Annotated in this window: 14 protein-coding genes; 3 read left to right on the forward strand and 11 right to left on the reverse strand. The window is 73.0% G+C overall.

The features are described 5' to 3' along the window. Positions 1–62: 62 nt before the first annotated feature. From carB to pyrR, 5 genes are read right to left on the reverse strand one after another with little or no spacing between them, the layout of a single operon-like run. Positions 63–3,410: a carbamoyl-phosphate synthase large subunit gene (gene carB / locus RMN56_RS00350; protein WP_313721774.1), complete on the reverse strand. Its 3,348-nt coding sequence runs from the start codon at positions 3,408–3,410 to the stop codon at positions 63–65. Further along, positions 3,403–4,548: a glutamine-hydrolyzing carbamoyl-phosphate synthase small subunit gene (carA, locus tag RMN56_RS00355; RefSeq protein ID WP_313721775.1), complete on the reverse strand. Its 1,146-nt coding sequence runs from the start codon at positions 4,546–4,548 to the stop codon at positions 3,403–3,405. The genes carB and carA overlap by 8 nt, the downstream gene beginning before the upstream one ends. After that, entirely contained in the window at positions 4,545–5,822 is a 1,278-nt protein-coding gene (locus RMN56_RS00360; RefSeq protein WP_313721777.1) for a dihydroorotase, read from the reverse strand. Before RMN56_RS00360 ends, carA begins: the two co-directional genes overlap by 4 nt. Continuing rightward, positions 5,819–6,745: an aspartate carbamoyltransferase catalytic subunit gene (locus RMN56_RS00365; protein ID WP_151461583.1), complete on the reverse strand. Its 927-nt coding sequence runs from the start codon at positions 6,743–6,745 to the stop codon at positions 5,819–5,821. The genes RMN56_RS00360 and RMN56_RS00365 overlap by 4 nt, the downstream gene beginning before the upstream one ends. After that, entirely contained in the window at positions 6,742–7,323 is a 582-nt protein-coding gene (gene pyrR / locus RMN56_RS00370; protein ID WP_151461582.1) for a bifunctional pyr operon transcriptional regulator/uracil phosphoribosyltransferase PyrR, read from the reverse strand. The genes RMN56_RS00365 and pyrR overlap by 4 nt, the downstream gene beginning before the upstream one ends. 285 nt (positions 7,324–7,608) lie before the next feature. On the opposite strand from pyrR, the gene bldD reads away from it, so the two are divergent. Then, complete coding sequence (gene bldD, locus RMN56_RS00375) at positions 7,609–8,097, forward strand: transcriptional regulator BldD (RefSeq protein WP_013285505.1); 489 nt, start codon at positions 7,609–7,611, stop codon at positions 8,095–8,097. A 73-nt stretch (positions 8,098–8,170) separates the two neighbouring features. On the opposite strand, the gene nusB is transcribed toward bldD, so the two are convergent. Genes nusB through aroB form a run of 4 tightly spaced genes read right to left on the reverse strand, consistent with a single transcriptional unit; the run spans position 8,171 to position 10,741 of the window. Next, the gene (nusB, locus tag RMN56_RS00380) at positions 8,171–8,581 is read right to left on the reverse strand and encodes a transcription antitermination factor NusB (protein ID WP_210406048.1); all 411 of its coding nucleotides are present in this window, start codon (positions 8,579–8,581) and stop codon (positions 8,171–8,173) included. A gap of 23 nt (positions 8,582–8,604) precedes the next feature. Continuing rightward, the gene (efp, locus tag RMN56_RS00385; protein ID WP_151461581.1) at positions 8,605–9,162 is read right to left on the reverse strand and encodes an elongation factor P; all 558 of its coding nucleotides are present in this window, start codon (positions 9,160–9,162) and stop codon (positions 8,605–8,607) included. 44 nt (positions 9,163–9,206) lie between these two features. Further along, positions 9,207–9,668, reverse strand: a complete 462-nt coding sequence (aroQ, locus tag RMN56_RS00390) for a type II 3-dehydroquinate dehydratase (protein WP_313721778.1) — start codon at positions 9,666–9,668, stop codon at positions 9,207–9,209. After that, a complete protein-coding gene (aroB, locus tag RMN56_RS00395; protein ID WP_313721779.1) occupies positions 9,665–10,741 on the reverse strand; it encodes a 3-dehydroquinate synthase in 1,077 nt (358 codons plus the stop codon). Before aroB ends, aroQ begins: the two co-directional genes overlap by 4 nt. Before the next feature lie 137 nt (positions 10,742–10,878). Between aroB and RMN56_RS00400 the strand changes: the two genes are divergently transcribed. Together RMN56_RS00400 and RMN56_RS00405 are read left to right on the forward strand one after the other, a co-directional pair. Next, positions 10,879–11,403: a DUF2243 domain-containing protein gene (locus tag RMN56_RS00400; protein ID WP_313721780.1), complete on the forward strand. Its 525-nt coding sequence runs from the start codon at positions 10,879–10,881 to the stop codon at positions 11,401–11,403. After that, entirely contained in the window at positions 11,400–12,173 is a 774-nt protein-coding gene (locus RMN56_RS00405; protein ID WP_313721781.1) for a cytochrome c oxidase assembly protein, read from the forward strand. The genes RMN56_RS00400 and RMN56_RS00405 overlap by 4 nt, the downstream gene beginning before the upstream one ends. On the opposite strand, the gene RMN56_RS00410 is transcribed toward RMN56_RS00405, so the two are convergent. After that, positions 12,163–12,672, reverse strand: coding sequence for a shikimate kinase (locus RMN56_RS00410; RefSeq protein WP_313721782.1), 510 nt, complete (start codon positions 12,670–12,672; stop codon positions 12,163–12,165). The genes RMN56_RS00405 and RMN56_RS00410 overlap by 11 nt on opposite strands. Continuing rightward, positions 12,669–13,847, reverse strand: coding sequence for a chorismate synthase (gene aroC, locus RMN56_RS00415; RefSeq protein ID WP_313721783.1), 1,179 nt, complete (start codon positions 13,845–13,847; stop codon positions 12,669–12,671). The genes RMN56_RS00410 and aroC overlap by 4 nt, the downstream gene beginning before the upstream one ends. Positions 13,848–13,910: the final 63 nt, after the last annotated feature.

Consider the following 13,910-nt stretch of genomic DNA (forward strand, 5'->3'; position numbering starts at 1 on the left):
GATCTCCTCGACTGCCGCCAACCTCATGATCGACGCGGTCGGCACCGCGGTCGGCACCGCGGTCACTCGCCGGCCCGGAGGGCGGCGTGGAGCTCCTGGAGGGGGCGGACGCGCATGTCGCCCCGGATCCGCGCCTCGATGCCCATCACCGCGGCGGCCGCGCCGGGCACCGTCGTGACGCAGGGGATGTCCGCCGTCACGGCGGCGCTGCGGATCTCGTAGCCGTCGGAGCGGGCGCTCGCGCCCGAGCCCTGCGGGGTGTTCACCACCAGCGCCACGTCGCCGCCGAGGATCAGCGATACGGCGTCCTCGCCCTCGCCCGACTCGTAGTGCTTGCGGATCTGCTCGCAGGCGATGCCGTGCCGGCGCAGCACCTCGGCCGTGCCGGTGGTGGCCACGATCTCGAAGCCCAGGTCGGCCAGCCGCTTGATCGGGAAGATCATGCCGCGCTTGTCCCGGTTGGCCACCGAGACGAAGATCTTCCCGGCGGTCGGCAGCGACCCGTACGCGGCGGACTGCGACTTGGCGAAGGCGTGCCCGAAGTTGGTGTCGATGCCCATCACCTCGCCGGTGGACTTCATCTCCGGGCCGAGCAGCACGTCGATGCCCTTGCCCGACGGGGTGCGGAACCGCTTGAACGGCAGCACCGCCTCCTTGACCGCGATCGGGGCGTCGGCGGGCATCGTCCCGCCGTCACCGGTGGGCGGCAGCATCCCCTCGGCGCGCAGCTCGGCGATGGTGGCGCCGAGCGCGATCCGGGCCGCCGCCTTGGCCAGCGGCACGGCGGTGGCCTTGGAGACGAACGGCACCGTCCGGGAGGCGCGCGGGTTGGCCTCCAGCACGTAGAGCATGTCGCCCTGGAGCGCGTACTGGACGTTGAGCAGGCCCTTCACGCCGACCCCGCGGGCGATCTCCTCGGTGTAGCGGCGCACCTGGGCCAGGTGCGAGCCGGCCAGGGTGATCGGCGGCAGCGCGCAGGAGGAGTCGCCGGAGTGGATGCCGGCCTCCTCGATGTGCTCCATCACACCGCCCAGGTAGACCGCGCCGTCGGCGTCGACCAGGGCGTCCACGTCGATCTCGATGGCGTCGTCGAGGAAGCGGTCCACCAGCACCGGGTGGTCCGGCGAGATGTCGGTGGCCCGGCCGATGTAGTCGCGCAGGGTGGCGTCGTCGTAGACGATCTCCATGCCCCGGCCGCCGAGCACGTACGACGGGCGGACCAGCACCGGGTACCCGATCTCGTCGGCGATCCCCTTGGCCTCGTCGTACGAGGTGGCCATGCCGTGCGCCGGGGCGCGCAGCCCGGCCCGGGACAGCACCGCGCCGAACGCGCCGCGCTCCTCGGCCAGGTGGATCGACTCCGGGGAGGTGCCGACGATCGGCACGCCGGCGTTCTTGAGCCGCCGGGCCAGCCCGAGCGGCGTCTGCCCGCCGAGCTGCACGATCACCCCGACCACGCCGGGGCCGCCGGCCGCCTTGCCGGAGGAGTCCTCGGCGTGCCAGACCTCCAGCACGTCCTCGAAGGTGAGCGGCTCGAAGTAGAGCCGGTCGGCGGTGTCGTAGTCGGTGGAGACGGTCTCCGGGTTGCAGTTGACCATCACCGTCTCGTAGCCGACCTCCCGGAGCGCCATGACGGCGTGCACGCAGGAGTAGTCGAACTCGATGCCCTGCCCGATCCGGTTCGGCCCGGAGCCCAGGATGAGCACCTTGGGCCGGTCCGAGGGCCCGACCTCGGTCTCCTGGTCGTACGTGGAGTAGTGGTACGGCGTGGTCGCCTCGAACTCGGCCGCGCAGGTGTCCACCGTCTTGTAGACCGGCCGGATCCCGAGCCGGTGGCGCAGGGTCCGGACGCCGTCCTCGGCCGCCAGTTCGGGGCGGAGCGCGGCGAGCTGCCGGTCGGAGAGGCCGGCCCGCTTGGCCCGGCGCAGCAGGTGGGCGTCGAGCACGGGGGCGTCCACGATCTCGGCCCGCAGCTCCACGAGCGCGGCGATCTGGTCCAGGAACCAGGGGTCGATCCCGCCGGACGCCTCGGCCACCTCGGCGATCGACGCGCCCAGCCGCAGCGCCCGCTCGACCGTGTAGATCCGGCCGTCGTGCGGCATCCGCAGCGCGGCGAGGGTGTTCTCCCGGGTAGCCCCCTCCGGGTCCGGGGTGGTCCAGAAACCCGATGATCTGGTTTCCATCGAGCGCATCGCCTTGTTCAGCGCCTCGGTGAAGTTGCGCCCGAGGCTCATCGCCTCGCCGACCGACTTCATGGTGGTGGTCAGCTCCGGGTCCGCGCCGGGGAACTTCTCGAACGCGAACCGGGGGATCTTCACCACCACGTAGTCCAGGGTCGGCTCGAACGCCGCCGGGGTCTTCAGGGTGATGTCGTTGGGGATCTCGTCGAGGGTGTAGCCGATGGCCAGCTTCGCGGCGATCTTGGCGATCGGGAAGCCGGTGGCCTTCGACGCGAGGGCCGACGAGCGGGACACCCGCGGGTTCATCTCGATCACGACGATCCGGCCGTCGGCCGGGTTCACCGCGAACTGGATGTTGCAGCCGCCGGTGTCGACCCCGACCTCGCGGAGCACCGCGATGCCCAGGTCACGCAGGCGCTGGTACTCCCGGTCGGTCAGCGTCATGGCCGGGGCCACGGTGACGCTGTCGCCGGTGTGCACGCCCATCGGGTCGAGGTTCTCGATCGAGCAGACCACCACCACGTTGTCGTGGCGGTCGCGCATGAGTTCGAGCTCGTACTCCTTCCAGCCGAGCACGCTCTCCTCGATGAGCACCTCGTGCACCGGGCTGGCGGCCAGGCCGGCCCCGGCGATGCGGGTCAGGTCCTCGTCGGTGTGCGCCATGCCGGAGCCGAGGCCGCCCATGGTGAACGACGGCCGGATCACCACCGGCAGGCCCAGCTCGCCGACGGTCTCGCGGACCTCGTCCATGGTGTGGCAGACCCGGGAGCGGGGCACCAGCGACGACGGGTCGTCCAGCCCGAGGCGTACGCCGGCCTTGGCCACGATGTCCTTGAACAGCTGCCGGTCCTCGCCCCGGTTGATGGCCTCGATGTTGGCGCCGATCAGCTCGACGCCGTACTTCTCCAGGATGCCGGCCTCGTGCAGGGCGACCGCGGTGTTCAACGCGGTCTGCCCGCCCAGGGTGGGCAGCAGCGCGTCGGGGCGCTCCTTGGCGATGACCAGCTCGACGAACTCCGGGGTGATCGGCTCGACGTAGGTGGCGTCGGCGAACTCCGGGTCGGTCATGATCGTCGCCGGGTTGGAGTTGACCAGGCTGACCCGGATCCCCTCGCTGCGCAGCACCCGGCAGGCCTGGGTGCCGGAGTAGTCGAACTCGCAGGCCTGGCCGATGACGATCGGCCCGGAGCCGATCACGAGGACGTGCTTGAGGTCGGTCCGCTTAGGCATCCTTGCGCCCCTCGATCAGCTCGGCGAAACGGTCGAAGAGGTAGTCCGCGTCGTGCGGGCCGGCCGCCGCCTCCGGGTGGTACTGGACGGTGAAGGCGGGCACGTCCCTGGCCCGCAGCCCCTCGACCACGTTGTCATTGAGGCAGACATGGGAGACCTGGACGCCGCCGAACTCGGTGTCGATCACCTGGTCGGGGACGACCGCCCCGGCCCCCGCGCCCGGCACCTCGACCGCGAAGCCGTGGTTGTGGCTGGTCACCTCGACCTTGCCGGTGGCCCGGTCGAGCACCGGCTGGTTGATGCCGCGGTGGCCGTAGCCGAGCTTGTAGGTGCCGAAGCCGAGCGCCCGGCCGAGGATCTGGCTGCCGAAGCAGATGCCGAACAGCGGGATCCGCCGGCCGAGCACCTCCCGCGCCAGGGCGACCGGCCCGTCGGCGGTGGCCGGGTCGCCCGGCCCGGGCGAGAAGAAGACCGCGTCCGCGCCGGTGGCCAGCAGTTCCTCGATCGAGGAGCCGGCGGGCAGCACGTGGGTGGTGACGCCGCGGGCGGCGAGCCGGCGGGGCACGTTGCGCTTGATGCCGAGGTCCAGGGCCGCGACGGTGAAGCGGTGCTCGCCGACCGCCTCGACGACGTACGGCTTCTCGGTGGTCACCTCGGCGGACAGGTCCGCGCCGACCATCTGCGGCGCGTGGCGGACCCGGTCGAGCAGGGCGGCCGGGTCGTCGTCGATGCTGGAGATGCCGACCCGCATGGCGCCGCGCTCGCGCAGGTGCCGGGTGAGCGCCCGGGTGTCGATGCCGCTGATGCCGACCACACCCTCGGCGGCGAGCCGGTCCTCCAGCCCGCCGGTGGCCCGCCAGTTGGAGCCGATCCGGGCCGGGTCGCGCACCACGTAGCCGGCCACCCAGATCCGGCCGGACTCGTCGTCCTCGCCGTTGACGCCGGTGTTGCCGATGTGCGGCGCGGTCTGCACCACGACCTGCCGGTGGTAGGAGGGGTCGGTGAGGGTCTCCTGGTAGCCGGTCATGCCGGTGTTGAAGACCGCCTCACCGAAGGTCTCCCCGACGCTGCCGTACGCCTCGCCGTGGAACGTGCGCCCGTCCTCCAGGACGAGGATCGCGGGCCTCCGCTTGGTCATCGAACTGCCTTTCCGTCCAGGACCGTCGGCTCGCCGCGCAGGAAGGTCGCCACGATGCGACCCGGCAGCGTCATGCGGGCGTACGGGGTGTTGCGACTGCGACTGGCCAGTTCCGCCGGCTCGACGACGCGGCGGGCGGCCGGGTCGACCAGGGTCAGGTTCGCCGGCACGCCGGGGGCGGGGTCGAGCCCGTGCCCGTCCAGCCCGGCGATCCGGGCCGGGGCGCGGGACATCCGCTCGGCGATGAGGTCCCACTGCGGCCCGAGCACGTCCAGCGCGATGGAGAGCGCCGTCTCCAGGCCGAGCATGCCCGGCCGGGCGTACGCCCACTCGCACTCCTTGTCCTCGACGGCGTGCGGCGCGTGGTCGGTGGCGACGATGTCGATCACGCCCTCGACCAGGGCCGCCCGCAGCGCGGCGACGTCGTCGGCGGTGCGCAGCGGCGGGTTGACCTTGTAGACCGGGTCGTACGTGGTGGCTTTCTCGTCGGTCAGCAGCAGGTGGTGCGGGGTCACCTCGGCGGTGACCTTCACCCCGCGCGCCTTGGCGTGCCGCAGCACCTCGACGCTGCCCGCCGTGGACACGTGGCAGATGTGCAGCCGGCTGCCGACGTGCTCGGCCAGCAGCACGTCCCGGGCGATGATCGCCTCCTCGGCGACCGCCGGCCAGCCGGTCAGCCCGAGCCGGGTGGAGACCTCACCCTCGTGCATCTGCGCGCCCTCGGTGAGCCGGGGCTCCTCGGCGTGCTGGGCGATCACCCCGTCGAACGCCTTGACGTACTCCAGGGCCCGGCGCATCAGCTTCGGGTCGGCGACGCAGTGCCCGTCGTCGGAGAAGATCCGCACCCGGGCCGCCGAGTCGGCCATCGCGCCCAGCTCGGCCAGGCGCTCGCCGGCCAGGCCGACGGTGACCGCGCCGATCGGCTGCACGTCGACCAGCCCGGCCTCCCGGCCGAGCCGCCAGACCTGCTCGACGACGCCGGCCGTGTCGGCCACCGGCGAGGTGTTCGCCATGGCGCAGACCGCCGTATAGCCGCCCAGCGCCGCGGCCCGGGAGCCGGACTCCACGGTCTCGGCGTCCTCCCGGCCCGGCTCCCGCAGGTGGGTGTGCAGGTCGACCAGGCCGGGCAGTGCCACCAGGCCGGTGGCGTCGAGCACCGTGGCGTCCGGCGCGGCCAGGCCGGCGCCGGTCTCCGCCACGACGCCGTCGCGGATCAGCAGGTCGGTCGGCGCGCCGCCGACCACACTCACGTTCCTGACCAGGTACGCGGTCACCGGTTGTTCCCTCCGAGCAGCAGGTAGAGGACGGCCATCCGCACGGAGACCCCGTTGGCGACCTGTTCGACGATGGTGGAGCGGGGCGAGTCGGCCACCTCGGGCGTGATCTCCATCCCCCGGTTCATCGGGCCGGGGTGCATGACGATCGCGTGCTCGGGCAGCCGGCGCATCCGCGGCCCGTCCAGCCCGTAGCGGCGGGCGTACTCGCGGGCGGAGGGGAAGTAGGAGTCGTTCATCCGCTCCCGCTGCACCCGCAGCATCATCACCACGTCCACACCGGGAAGAACGGTGTCGAGGTCGTAGGAGACATCGGTGCCGGGGGCGAGCGCGGGAGAGATGTCGACCGGGATGAGGGTCGGCGGGCCGACCAGGGTCACCTTCGCGCCGAGGGTGGAGAGCAGCAGCACGTTGGAGCGGGCCACCCGGGAGTGCAGCACGTCGCCGACGATCGCCACGTGCAGGCCGTCCAGGCGACCCAGCCGGGACCGCATCGTGTAGGCGTCGAGCAGCGCCTGGGTGGGGTGCTCGTGCGTGCCGTCGCCGGCGTTGACCACCGAGCCGTCCACCCAGTTGGCCAGCCGGTGCGGGGCGCCGGAGGCCGGGTGCCGGACGACCACCGCGTCGGCGCCCATGGCCTGGAGGGTGAGCGCCGTGTCCTTCAGGCTCTCCCCCTTGGCCACGCTGGAGCCCTTGGCGGAGAAGTTGATCACGTCGGCGCTGAGCCGCTTGGCGGCCGCCTCGAACGAGATCCGGGTGCGGGTGGAGTCCTCGTAGAAGAGGTTGACCACGGTCCGGCCGCGCAGCGCCGGCAGCTTCTTGACCTCACGGCCGGCCACCGTGGCCATCTCGGCCGCGGTGTCCAGGATCCGGGTGGCGGTGGCCGCGTCCAGGTCGGCCCCGGAGAGCAGGTGACGGATCATGAGGCGCCTCCGTGCAGCCGTACCTCGTCCGCGCCGTCCGTCTCGGCCAGGGTGACCTTGACGCTCTCGGCGAGCGCGGTGGGGATGTTCTTGCCGACGTAGTCGGCGCGGATCGGCAGCTGGCGGTGCCCCCGGTCGACCAGGACGGCGAGCTGCACCGACGCCGGGCGGCCGACGTCGCTGAGCGCGTCCAGGGCGGCCCGCACGGTGCGGCCGGAGAAGAGCACGTCGTCGACGAGGATCACCCGCCGCCCGTCGATCCCGCCCGGTGGCAGGTCGGTGGGGCCGACCGCGCGGGTGGCGTGCCGGCGCAGGTCGTCGCGGTAGAGCGTGATGTCGAGCACCCCGACCGGGACGGTCACGTCCTCGAAGGTGCTGATCCGGGCGGCGAGCCGCTTCGCAAGCGGGACCCCACGGGTGGGGATGCCGAGCAGCACGGTGTCGGCGGCGCCCTGGGTCTTCTCCAGGATCTGGTGTGCGATGCGGTCGACCACCCGCGACACGTCGGCGGCGGCGAGGATCACCTTCACCGAGGGTTGTCGCGGCGGCGACGGGTGGGCAGCCGGTGGGTAGGCCACGGCGGACCTCCTTCCCCGCCTCACGGGACGGGTCGTTAAAGGACGTCTGGTTGGCTCCGGCGGGCCGTGGCGGGCCCGGAGCGGGGCTTCGTGCCACGTTACCAGCGGTCACCGGGTCGGCCGCCGCCGGGACTGACCAGCGGGTCAGCGTGGAGAAATGCGGACAACCCGCACACCGGGCCAACCGGGGTCGTCACGAACACTTGACCGCATGTCGCAATCCCCGTACCGTCACGCTCCGTAGCGATAGCTGGGAGAACCCCGAGCAGCACTGGGAGTGTCCGAATGCCCTCTGAATACGCCAAGTCGCTGGGCGCCCGCCTGCGCTCCATCCGCCAGCAGCAGGGCCTGTCCCTGCAGGGGGTGGAGGAGAAGTCGAACGGGCGGTGGAAGGCCGTGGTGGTCGGCTCGTACGAGCGCGGCGACCGCGCCGTCACCGTGTCCCGCCTGGCGGAGCTGGCCGACTTCTACCGAGTTCCCGTCTCGGAGCTGCTGCCCGACGGCAGCGGGGTGCGCCACGAGCCCACCAGCAAGATCGTTCTGGACCTGGAGCGGCTCTACGACGAGGCCTCCGAGGACCTGGCCTACGTCGCCCGGTACGCCCGCGCCATCCAGCAGCAGCGCGGTGACTACAACGGCCGGGTGCTCTCCATCCGCGCCGACGACCTGCGCGCCCTCGCGATCGTCTACGACGCCTCGCCGTCGGGCCTGATCGAGCGGCTCACCGAGCACGGTGTGCTGGTCGCCGACCCGCGTGCCTTCTTCGCGTCCTGACCCTCACCGACGCCCACACGAAGGGCCCGTGCCGTTCCGGCACGGGCCCTTCGTCGCGCAGTGGCGGCGACCGTCAGCGGGTGGCGTACTCGGCGATGCGGCCGAGGATGCCGTTGAGGAAGCGCGGCGAGTCGTCGGTCGACATCTGCCGGGCCAGCTCGACGGCCTCGCTGATCGCCACGGCGTCGTCGATCTCGTCGACGTAGAGCAGCTCGTAGACCGCGATCCGGGCCAGGTTGCGGTCGACCGCCGGCATCCGGTCCAGCGTCCAGCCCTCGGCGTAGCTGGCGATCACCTCGTCGATCCGGTCCAGGTGCGCGGCCACGCCCTCGACCAGGCCGACCGCGTAACCGACGTGCTCCGGGCGGGGCTTCTCGATCCGCTCCAGGTAGCCGGCGAGCACCTCGACGGGCGGCCGGTCCCGCAGGTCGGCCTCGAAGAGCACGTCCAGCGCCCGCTTGCGCGCCTTGCGGCGCGCCGGCATCTGCTGCTTGGGACCCTCGGCCATCAGGCTCGGCCGAGGTAACGGCCGTCGCGGGTGTCGACCTTGATCTTCTCGCCGGTGGTGATGAACAGCGGCACCTGGACGGTGGCGCCGGTCTCGACGGTGGCCGGCTTGTTGCCGCCGGTCGACCGGTCGCCCTGCAGACCCGGCTCGGTGTAGGTGATCTCGAGCACGACCGAGGTCGGCAGCTCGATGTAGAGCGGCAGGCCCTCGTGGGTGGCGACGGTGGCCTCGGCCTCCGGGAGGAGGTAGTTGGCCGCCTCGCCGACGGTGCCGCCGGGGACGGTGATCTGGTCGAACGTCTCCAGGTCCATGAAGACGTAGTCCTCGCCGTCGGCGTAGAGGTACTGCATGGTGCGCTTGTCGACGGTGGCGGTCTCGACCTTGGTGCCCGCGTTGAAGGTCTTGTCGACCACCTTGCCGGACAGCACGTTCTTCAGCGTGGTACGCACGAACGCACCGCCCTTACCGGGCTTGACGTGCTGGAACTCGACGACGGCCCACAGCTCGCCGTCGAGGTTGAGTACCAGGCCGTTCTTGAGGTCGTTGGTGGAGGCCATTTCCTGCCTTGATCTTCAATTGGCGGACAGACCCACGAAGTCTACTAGCTGTGTCGAACCGGCTGCCCGGCGCTGGCCGGAGCGGCCGCGGCGAGGTGACGCAGGGCGAGCCGGTAGCCGTCCACGCCCAGTCCGCAGATCACCCCGGTGGCCACCGCGGAGACCACCGAGTGGTGCCGGAACTCCTCGCGGGCGTGGATGTTGGAGATGTGCACCTCGACCAGCGGGCCGCGCAGCAGGGCGCACGCATCCCGGACCGCGATCGAGTAGTGCGACCAGGCGGCCGGGTTGAGCACCACGGCCGCACCCTCGTCGGCCGCCGCGTGCAGCCAGCCCAGCAGCTCGTGCTCGGCGTCGGTCTGCCGGACCACCACGTCCAGCCCCAGCTCGCGGCCGGTCTCCTCACACATGGTCACCAGGTCGGCGTAGCTGGTGACCCCGTAGACGTCGACCTGGCGGGTGCCGAGCCGGCCCAGGTTCGGCCCGTTGAGCACGTAGACCCTCACGAGCTGACCTCCTCGTACGCCCGCGCCAGCAGCTCGTCCGACGGTGCCTCCAGGATCGCCGGGCGGGCCAGGCCGTCCAGCACCACGAAGCGCAGCCGGCTGCCCCGGGCCTTCTTGTCCACCCGCATGGCGGCCAGCAGCTCCGGCCAGGCGTCGGCCCGGTAGCCGGTGGGCAGGCCGAGCGCCGCCACCACGGCCCGGTGCCGCTCGGCGGTGGCCGCGTCCAGCCGCCCGGCCAGGCGCGCCAGGGTGGCCGCGTAGACCAGGCCCACGGCGACGGCGTGCCCGTGCCGCCAGCGGTAGCCCTCCACCTTCTCGATCGCGTGGGCCAGCGTGTGCCCGTAGTTGAGCACCTCACGCACCCCGGACTCGCGCAGGTCACCGGAGACCACGTCCGCCTTGACCCGGACCGCCCGCTCGATCAGCTCGCGGGTCACCGGCCCGGTCGGGTCCAGCGCGGCGGCCGGGTCCCGCTCCACCAGGTCGAGGATCACCGGGTCGGCGATGAACCCGCACTTGACCACCTCGGCCATCCCGGCGGCCAGGTCGGCCGGCGGCAGGCTGTCCAGCGTCGCCAGGTCGCAGATCACCCCGGCCGGCGGGTGGAAGGCGCCGACCAGGTTCTTGCCGGCGGCCGTGTTGATCCCGGTCTTGCCGCCGACGGCCGCGTCGACCATGCCGAGCAGGGACGTCGCCACCGGCACCCAGCGCACCCCGCGCAGCCAGCTGGCCGCCACGAACCCGGCCAGGTCGGTCACCGCGCCGCCGCCCACCCCGACCACCGCGTCGCTGCGGGTGAAGCCCGCCTCGCCGAGCCGGTCCCAGCAGGCCGCGGCCACGTCGACGTGCTTGCCCGCCTCGGCGTCCGGCACCTCGATGAGCAGCGGGGTCACCCCGCCTTCGCGCACCCGCCCGGCCAGCTCCTCGGCCAGCCCCTTGAGCGGAGGCGCGTGCAGGAAGGCCACCCGCTCGGCGCCGGGCAGCAGCCGGGGCGGCGGGTCCAACAGGTCGCGTCCCACCAGCACGTCGTACGGCCGGTCGCCGCCGACCGGAATCCGGGTCACCTCGTCCATCGCGGGCAGCCTAGTCGAGCCGGCGGCGCCGGGGCGGCCACTGTCCACTCCGTGGCCGATCCGCCGTCCCCGACGTTTGACCGGGCAGGAGTGGGCAGTAACGGTGCGAACGAACCCCCGACGGCGGAGGTGCAGGCATGACCCGACCAACCATCGACGGCGCCGACATCCGAGGGCCGGCGACGATACTCGGCGTGGGCCTCGGCGGCTTCGTCGACGGCATCCTGCTCCACCAGGTGCTCCAGTGGCACCACCTGCTGAGCAGCACGGACACGGACCGGATCGGGGTCAGGTACTACCCGGTGGACACGGTGGCGGGGCTCAAGATGAACACGCTCTGGGACGGCCTGTTCCACACGGTCACCTGGGTGGCGGTGCTGACCGGCCTGGCCCTGCTGTACGCCCGGGTCACCCGGTCCCGGGGCAGGCTGTGGCGCTCCCCCGCGCTGTGGGGCTGGGCGCTGGTCGGGTGGGGCCTGTTCAACCTGGTCGAAGGGCTCGTCGACCACCAGATCCTCGGCATCCACCACGTGCGCGGCGGCCCGCACCAGCTCTGGTGGGACCTCGGCTTCCTGACCCTCGGGGCGATCTTCGTCGTGATCGGCTGGGCGGTGCAGCGGCGCGCCTCGGCCGTCGACCTCTGCGCTGCGGAGGGGCGGTGAGCCTCGCCCACGCCGGGCACGCCGCCGGCGGCTTCCCGGCCGCCGCGCTCGTACCCCCGGTGCTGTTCTGGGCCTACCTGGCGGCGGCCCTGCGGCAGCGGGACCCGGGCCGGGCCGGGTGGGACCACCGGCGGACGGCGAGCTTCGCCCTCGGCGCGGCGCTGCTCGCCACCAGGCTGCTGCTTCCCGCCGCCGACCTGCCCGGGCACATGGCGCAGCACCTGGTGCTCGGCATGCTGGCGCCGCTGGCCCTGGTGCTCGGCGCACCCGGCACGCTGGCCCTGCGGACGGTGGACCGGCGGGTCGGCCGCGCGGCGCTGCGCCTGCTGCGCCACCCGGCCCTCCAGGCGCTCGCCCACCCGGTGACCGGGCTGCTGCTCACCGCGGGCGGGCTCTGGCTGCTGTACCTCACCCCGCTGTACCGGGCCACCCTGACCCAGCCGGCGCTGCACGGGCTGGTGCTGCTGCACTTCGTGCTCAGCGGCTACCTGTTCACCTGGTCGATCGCCGGGCCGGATCCCGGCCCGCACCGGCCCCGGGTCCCGATCCGGCTGGTCGTGCTCGGGCTGGGCGTGGCGGCGCACGCCGTGCTCGCCCAACTTCTCTACGCCGGGCTGCTCGTGGACGTGCCGGCGACCGGGGACGAGCTGCGGGCCGGCGCGACGGTGATGTACTACGGCGGCGACCTGGCCGAGATCCTGCTGGCCCTCGCCCTGCTGGTCACCTGGCGGCCGGAGCGGGCGCCCCGGCCCGTGGCGGTCAGGGCTTGAGCAGCGCCGCGATCTCGGTCGCGATCTCCTCCGGGGTACGCCCGTCGGTCAGCACCGTCGCGGTGGCCACCTCGGCGTAGAGCGGGCGGCGCTGCTCCATGAGGTGCCGGAGGGTGGCGCGCGGGTTCAGCGCCAGCAGCGGCCGGCCGGCCCCCAGGCCGACCCGCTTCACGGCGTCGGACAGCTCCACCGACAGGTGCACCACGGTGTGCCCGACCAGCGCGGCGCGGTTCTCCTCGGCGAGGATCGCGCCGCCGCCGAGGGCGAGCACGCCCGTGTGCGAGGCCAGCCCCGCCGCCACCGCGGCCCGTTCGAGGGTACGGAAGTGCTCCTCCCCCTCGTCCACGAAGATCTCCGGGATCGGCTTGCCGGCGAGCTGCTCGATGTCGCCGTCGGTGTCCCGGAACCCGACGCCGAGTGCCGCCGCGAGCGCCCGTCCCACCGTGGTCTTGCCGGAGCCGGGCGCCCCGACCAGCACGCAGACCGGCCGGGTGCTCACTTGATCACCAGGGCGTCGAGGTAACCGGACAGGTTGCGGCGCATCTCGGCGACCGAGTCGCCGCCGAACTTCTCCACCGCCGCCTCCGCCAGCACCAGGGCCACCATGGCCTCCGCCACCACGGCCGCGGCCGGCACCGCGCACACGTCCGAGCGCTGGTTGATCGCGGTGGCGGGCTCGCCGGTGAGCACGTCGACCGTGGCCAGCGCCCGGTTCAGCGAGGAGATCGGCTTCATGGCCGCCTTCACCCGCAGCGGCTCGCCGGTGGTGATGCCGCCCTCCAGCCCGCCGGCCCGGTCGGTCACCCGGCGCACCCCGGTGGCGGTGGGCAGGATCTCGTCGTGCGCCTCGGAGCCGCGCGAGCGCGCCTGCGTCCAGCCGTCGCCGATCTCCACGCCCTTGATGGCCTGGATCGACATCAGCGCGGTGGCCAGCCGCGCGTCGAGCTTGCGGTCCCACTGCACATGGCTGCCCAGGCCCGGCGGCACCCCGTACGCCAGCACCTCGACCACGCCGCCGAGCGTGTCGGCCGCCTTCTTGGCGGCGTCGACCTCGGCGACCATCCGGGCGCTGGCCTCCGGGTCGAGGCAGCGAAGCGGGTCCGCGTCGATCCGGGCGGCGTCGGACGGGGTCGGCCGCAGGCCGGGCTTGACGCCGATCGGGCCGAGCTCCACCACGTGGGAGACGATCTCGACGCCGAGAGCCTGCTTGACCAGGGCCTTGGCGACCGTGCCCACGGCGACCCGCGCGGCGGTCTCCCGGGCGCTGGCCCGCTCCAGGATCGGCCGGGCGTCGGTGTGGCCGTACTTCTGCATGCCGGCCAGGTCGGCGTGGCCGGGGCGCGGGCGGGTGAGCGGGGCGTTGCGGGCCTGCCCGGCCAGCTCCTCCGCGTCGACCGGGTCGGCGGCCATCACGGTGCGCCACTTCGGCCACTCCGAGTTGCCCACCCGGATGGCCACCGGGCTGCCCAGCGTCACGCCGTGCCGGAGCCCGCCGATGACCTCGACCTCGTCCTGCTCGAAGGACATCCGGGCGCCCCGGCCGTAGCCGAGCCGGCGCCGGGCCAGTTCGTCGGAGATCTCCGCGGTGGTCACCTCGATGCCGGCGGGCACCCCCTCCAGCAGCGCGACGAGGGCGGGTCCGTGCGATTCACCTGCAGTCAGCCAGCGCAACACAGCGGTCAGTCTGTCACGCCCGGTGTCCGCCGGGTCGTCCTGCCCGCCCCGTCCCGCCCTGCG

Origin of the sequence: Micromonospora halotolerans, from assembly GCF_032108445.1 — a bacterium.
In the GTDB taxonomy this organism is placed as follows: Bacteria; Actinomycetota; Actinomycetes; order Mycobacteriales; family Micromonosporaceae; genus Micromonospora; species Micromonospora halotolerans.

Coding starts and splice junctions, on each gene's coding strand:
- aroB (WP_313721779.1), bottom strand. CDS start 10,741: ATGGACGAGGTGACCCGGATTCCGGTCGGCGGCGACCGGCCGTACGAC.
- efp (WP_151461581.1), bottom strand. CDS start 9,162: ATGGCCTCCACCAACGACCTCAAGAACGGCCTGGTACTCAACCTCGAC.
- RMN56_RS00400 (WP_313721780.1), top strand. CDS start 10,879: ATGACCCGACCAACCATCGACGGCGCCGACATCCGAGGGCCGGCGACG.
- carB (WP_313721774.1), bottom strand. CDS start 3,410: ATGCCTAAGCGGACCGACCTCAAGCACGTCCTCGTGATCGGCTCCGGG.
- RMN56_RS00365 (WP_151461583.1), bottom strand. CDS start 6,745: ATGATCCGTCACCTGCTCTCCGGGGCCGACCTGGACGCGGCCACCGCC.
- carA (WP_313721775.1), bottom strand. CDS start 4,548: ATGACCAAGCGGAGGCCCGCGATCCTCGTCCTGGAGGACGGGCGCACG.
- bldD (WP_013285505.1), top strand. CDS start 7,609: ATGCCCTCTGAATACGCCAAGTCGCTGGGCGCCCGCCTGCGCTCCATC.
- nusB (WP_210406048.1), bottom strand. CDS start 8,581: ATGCCGGCGCGCCGCAAGGCGCGCAAGCGGGCGCTGGACGTGCTCTTC.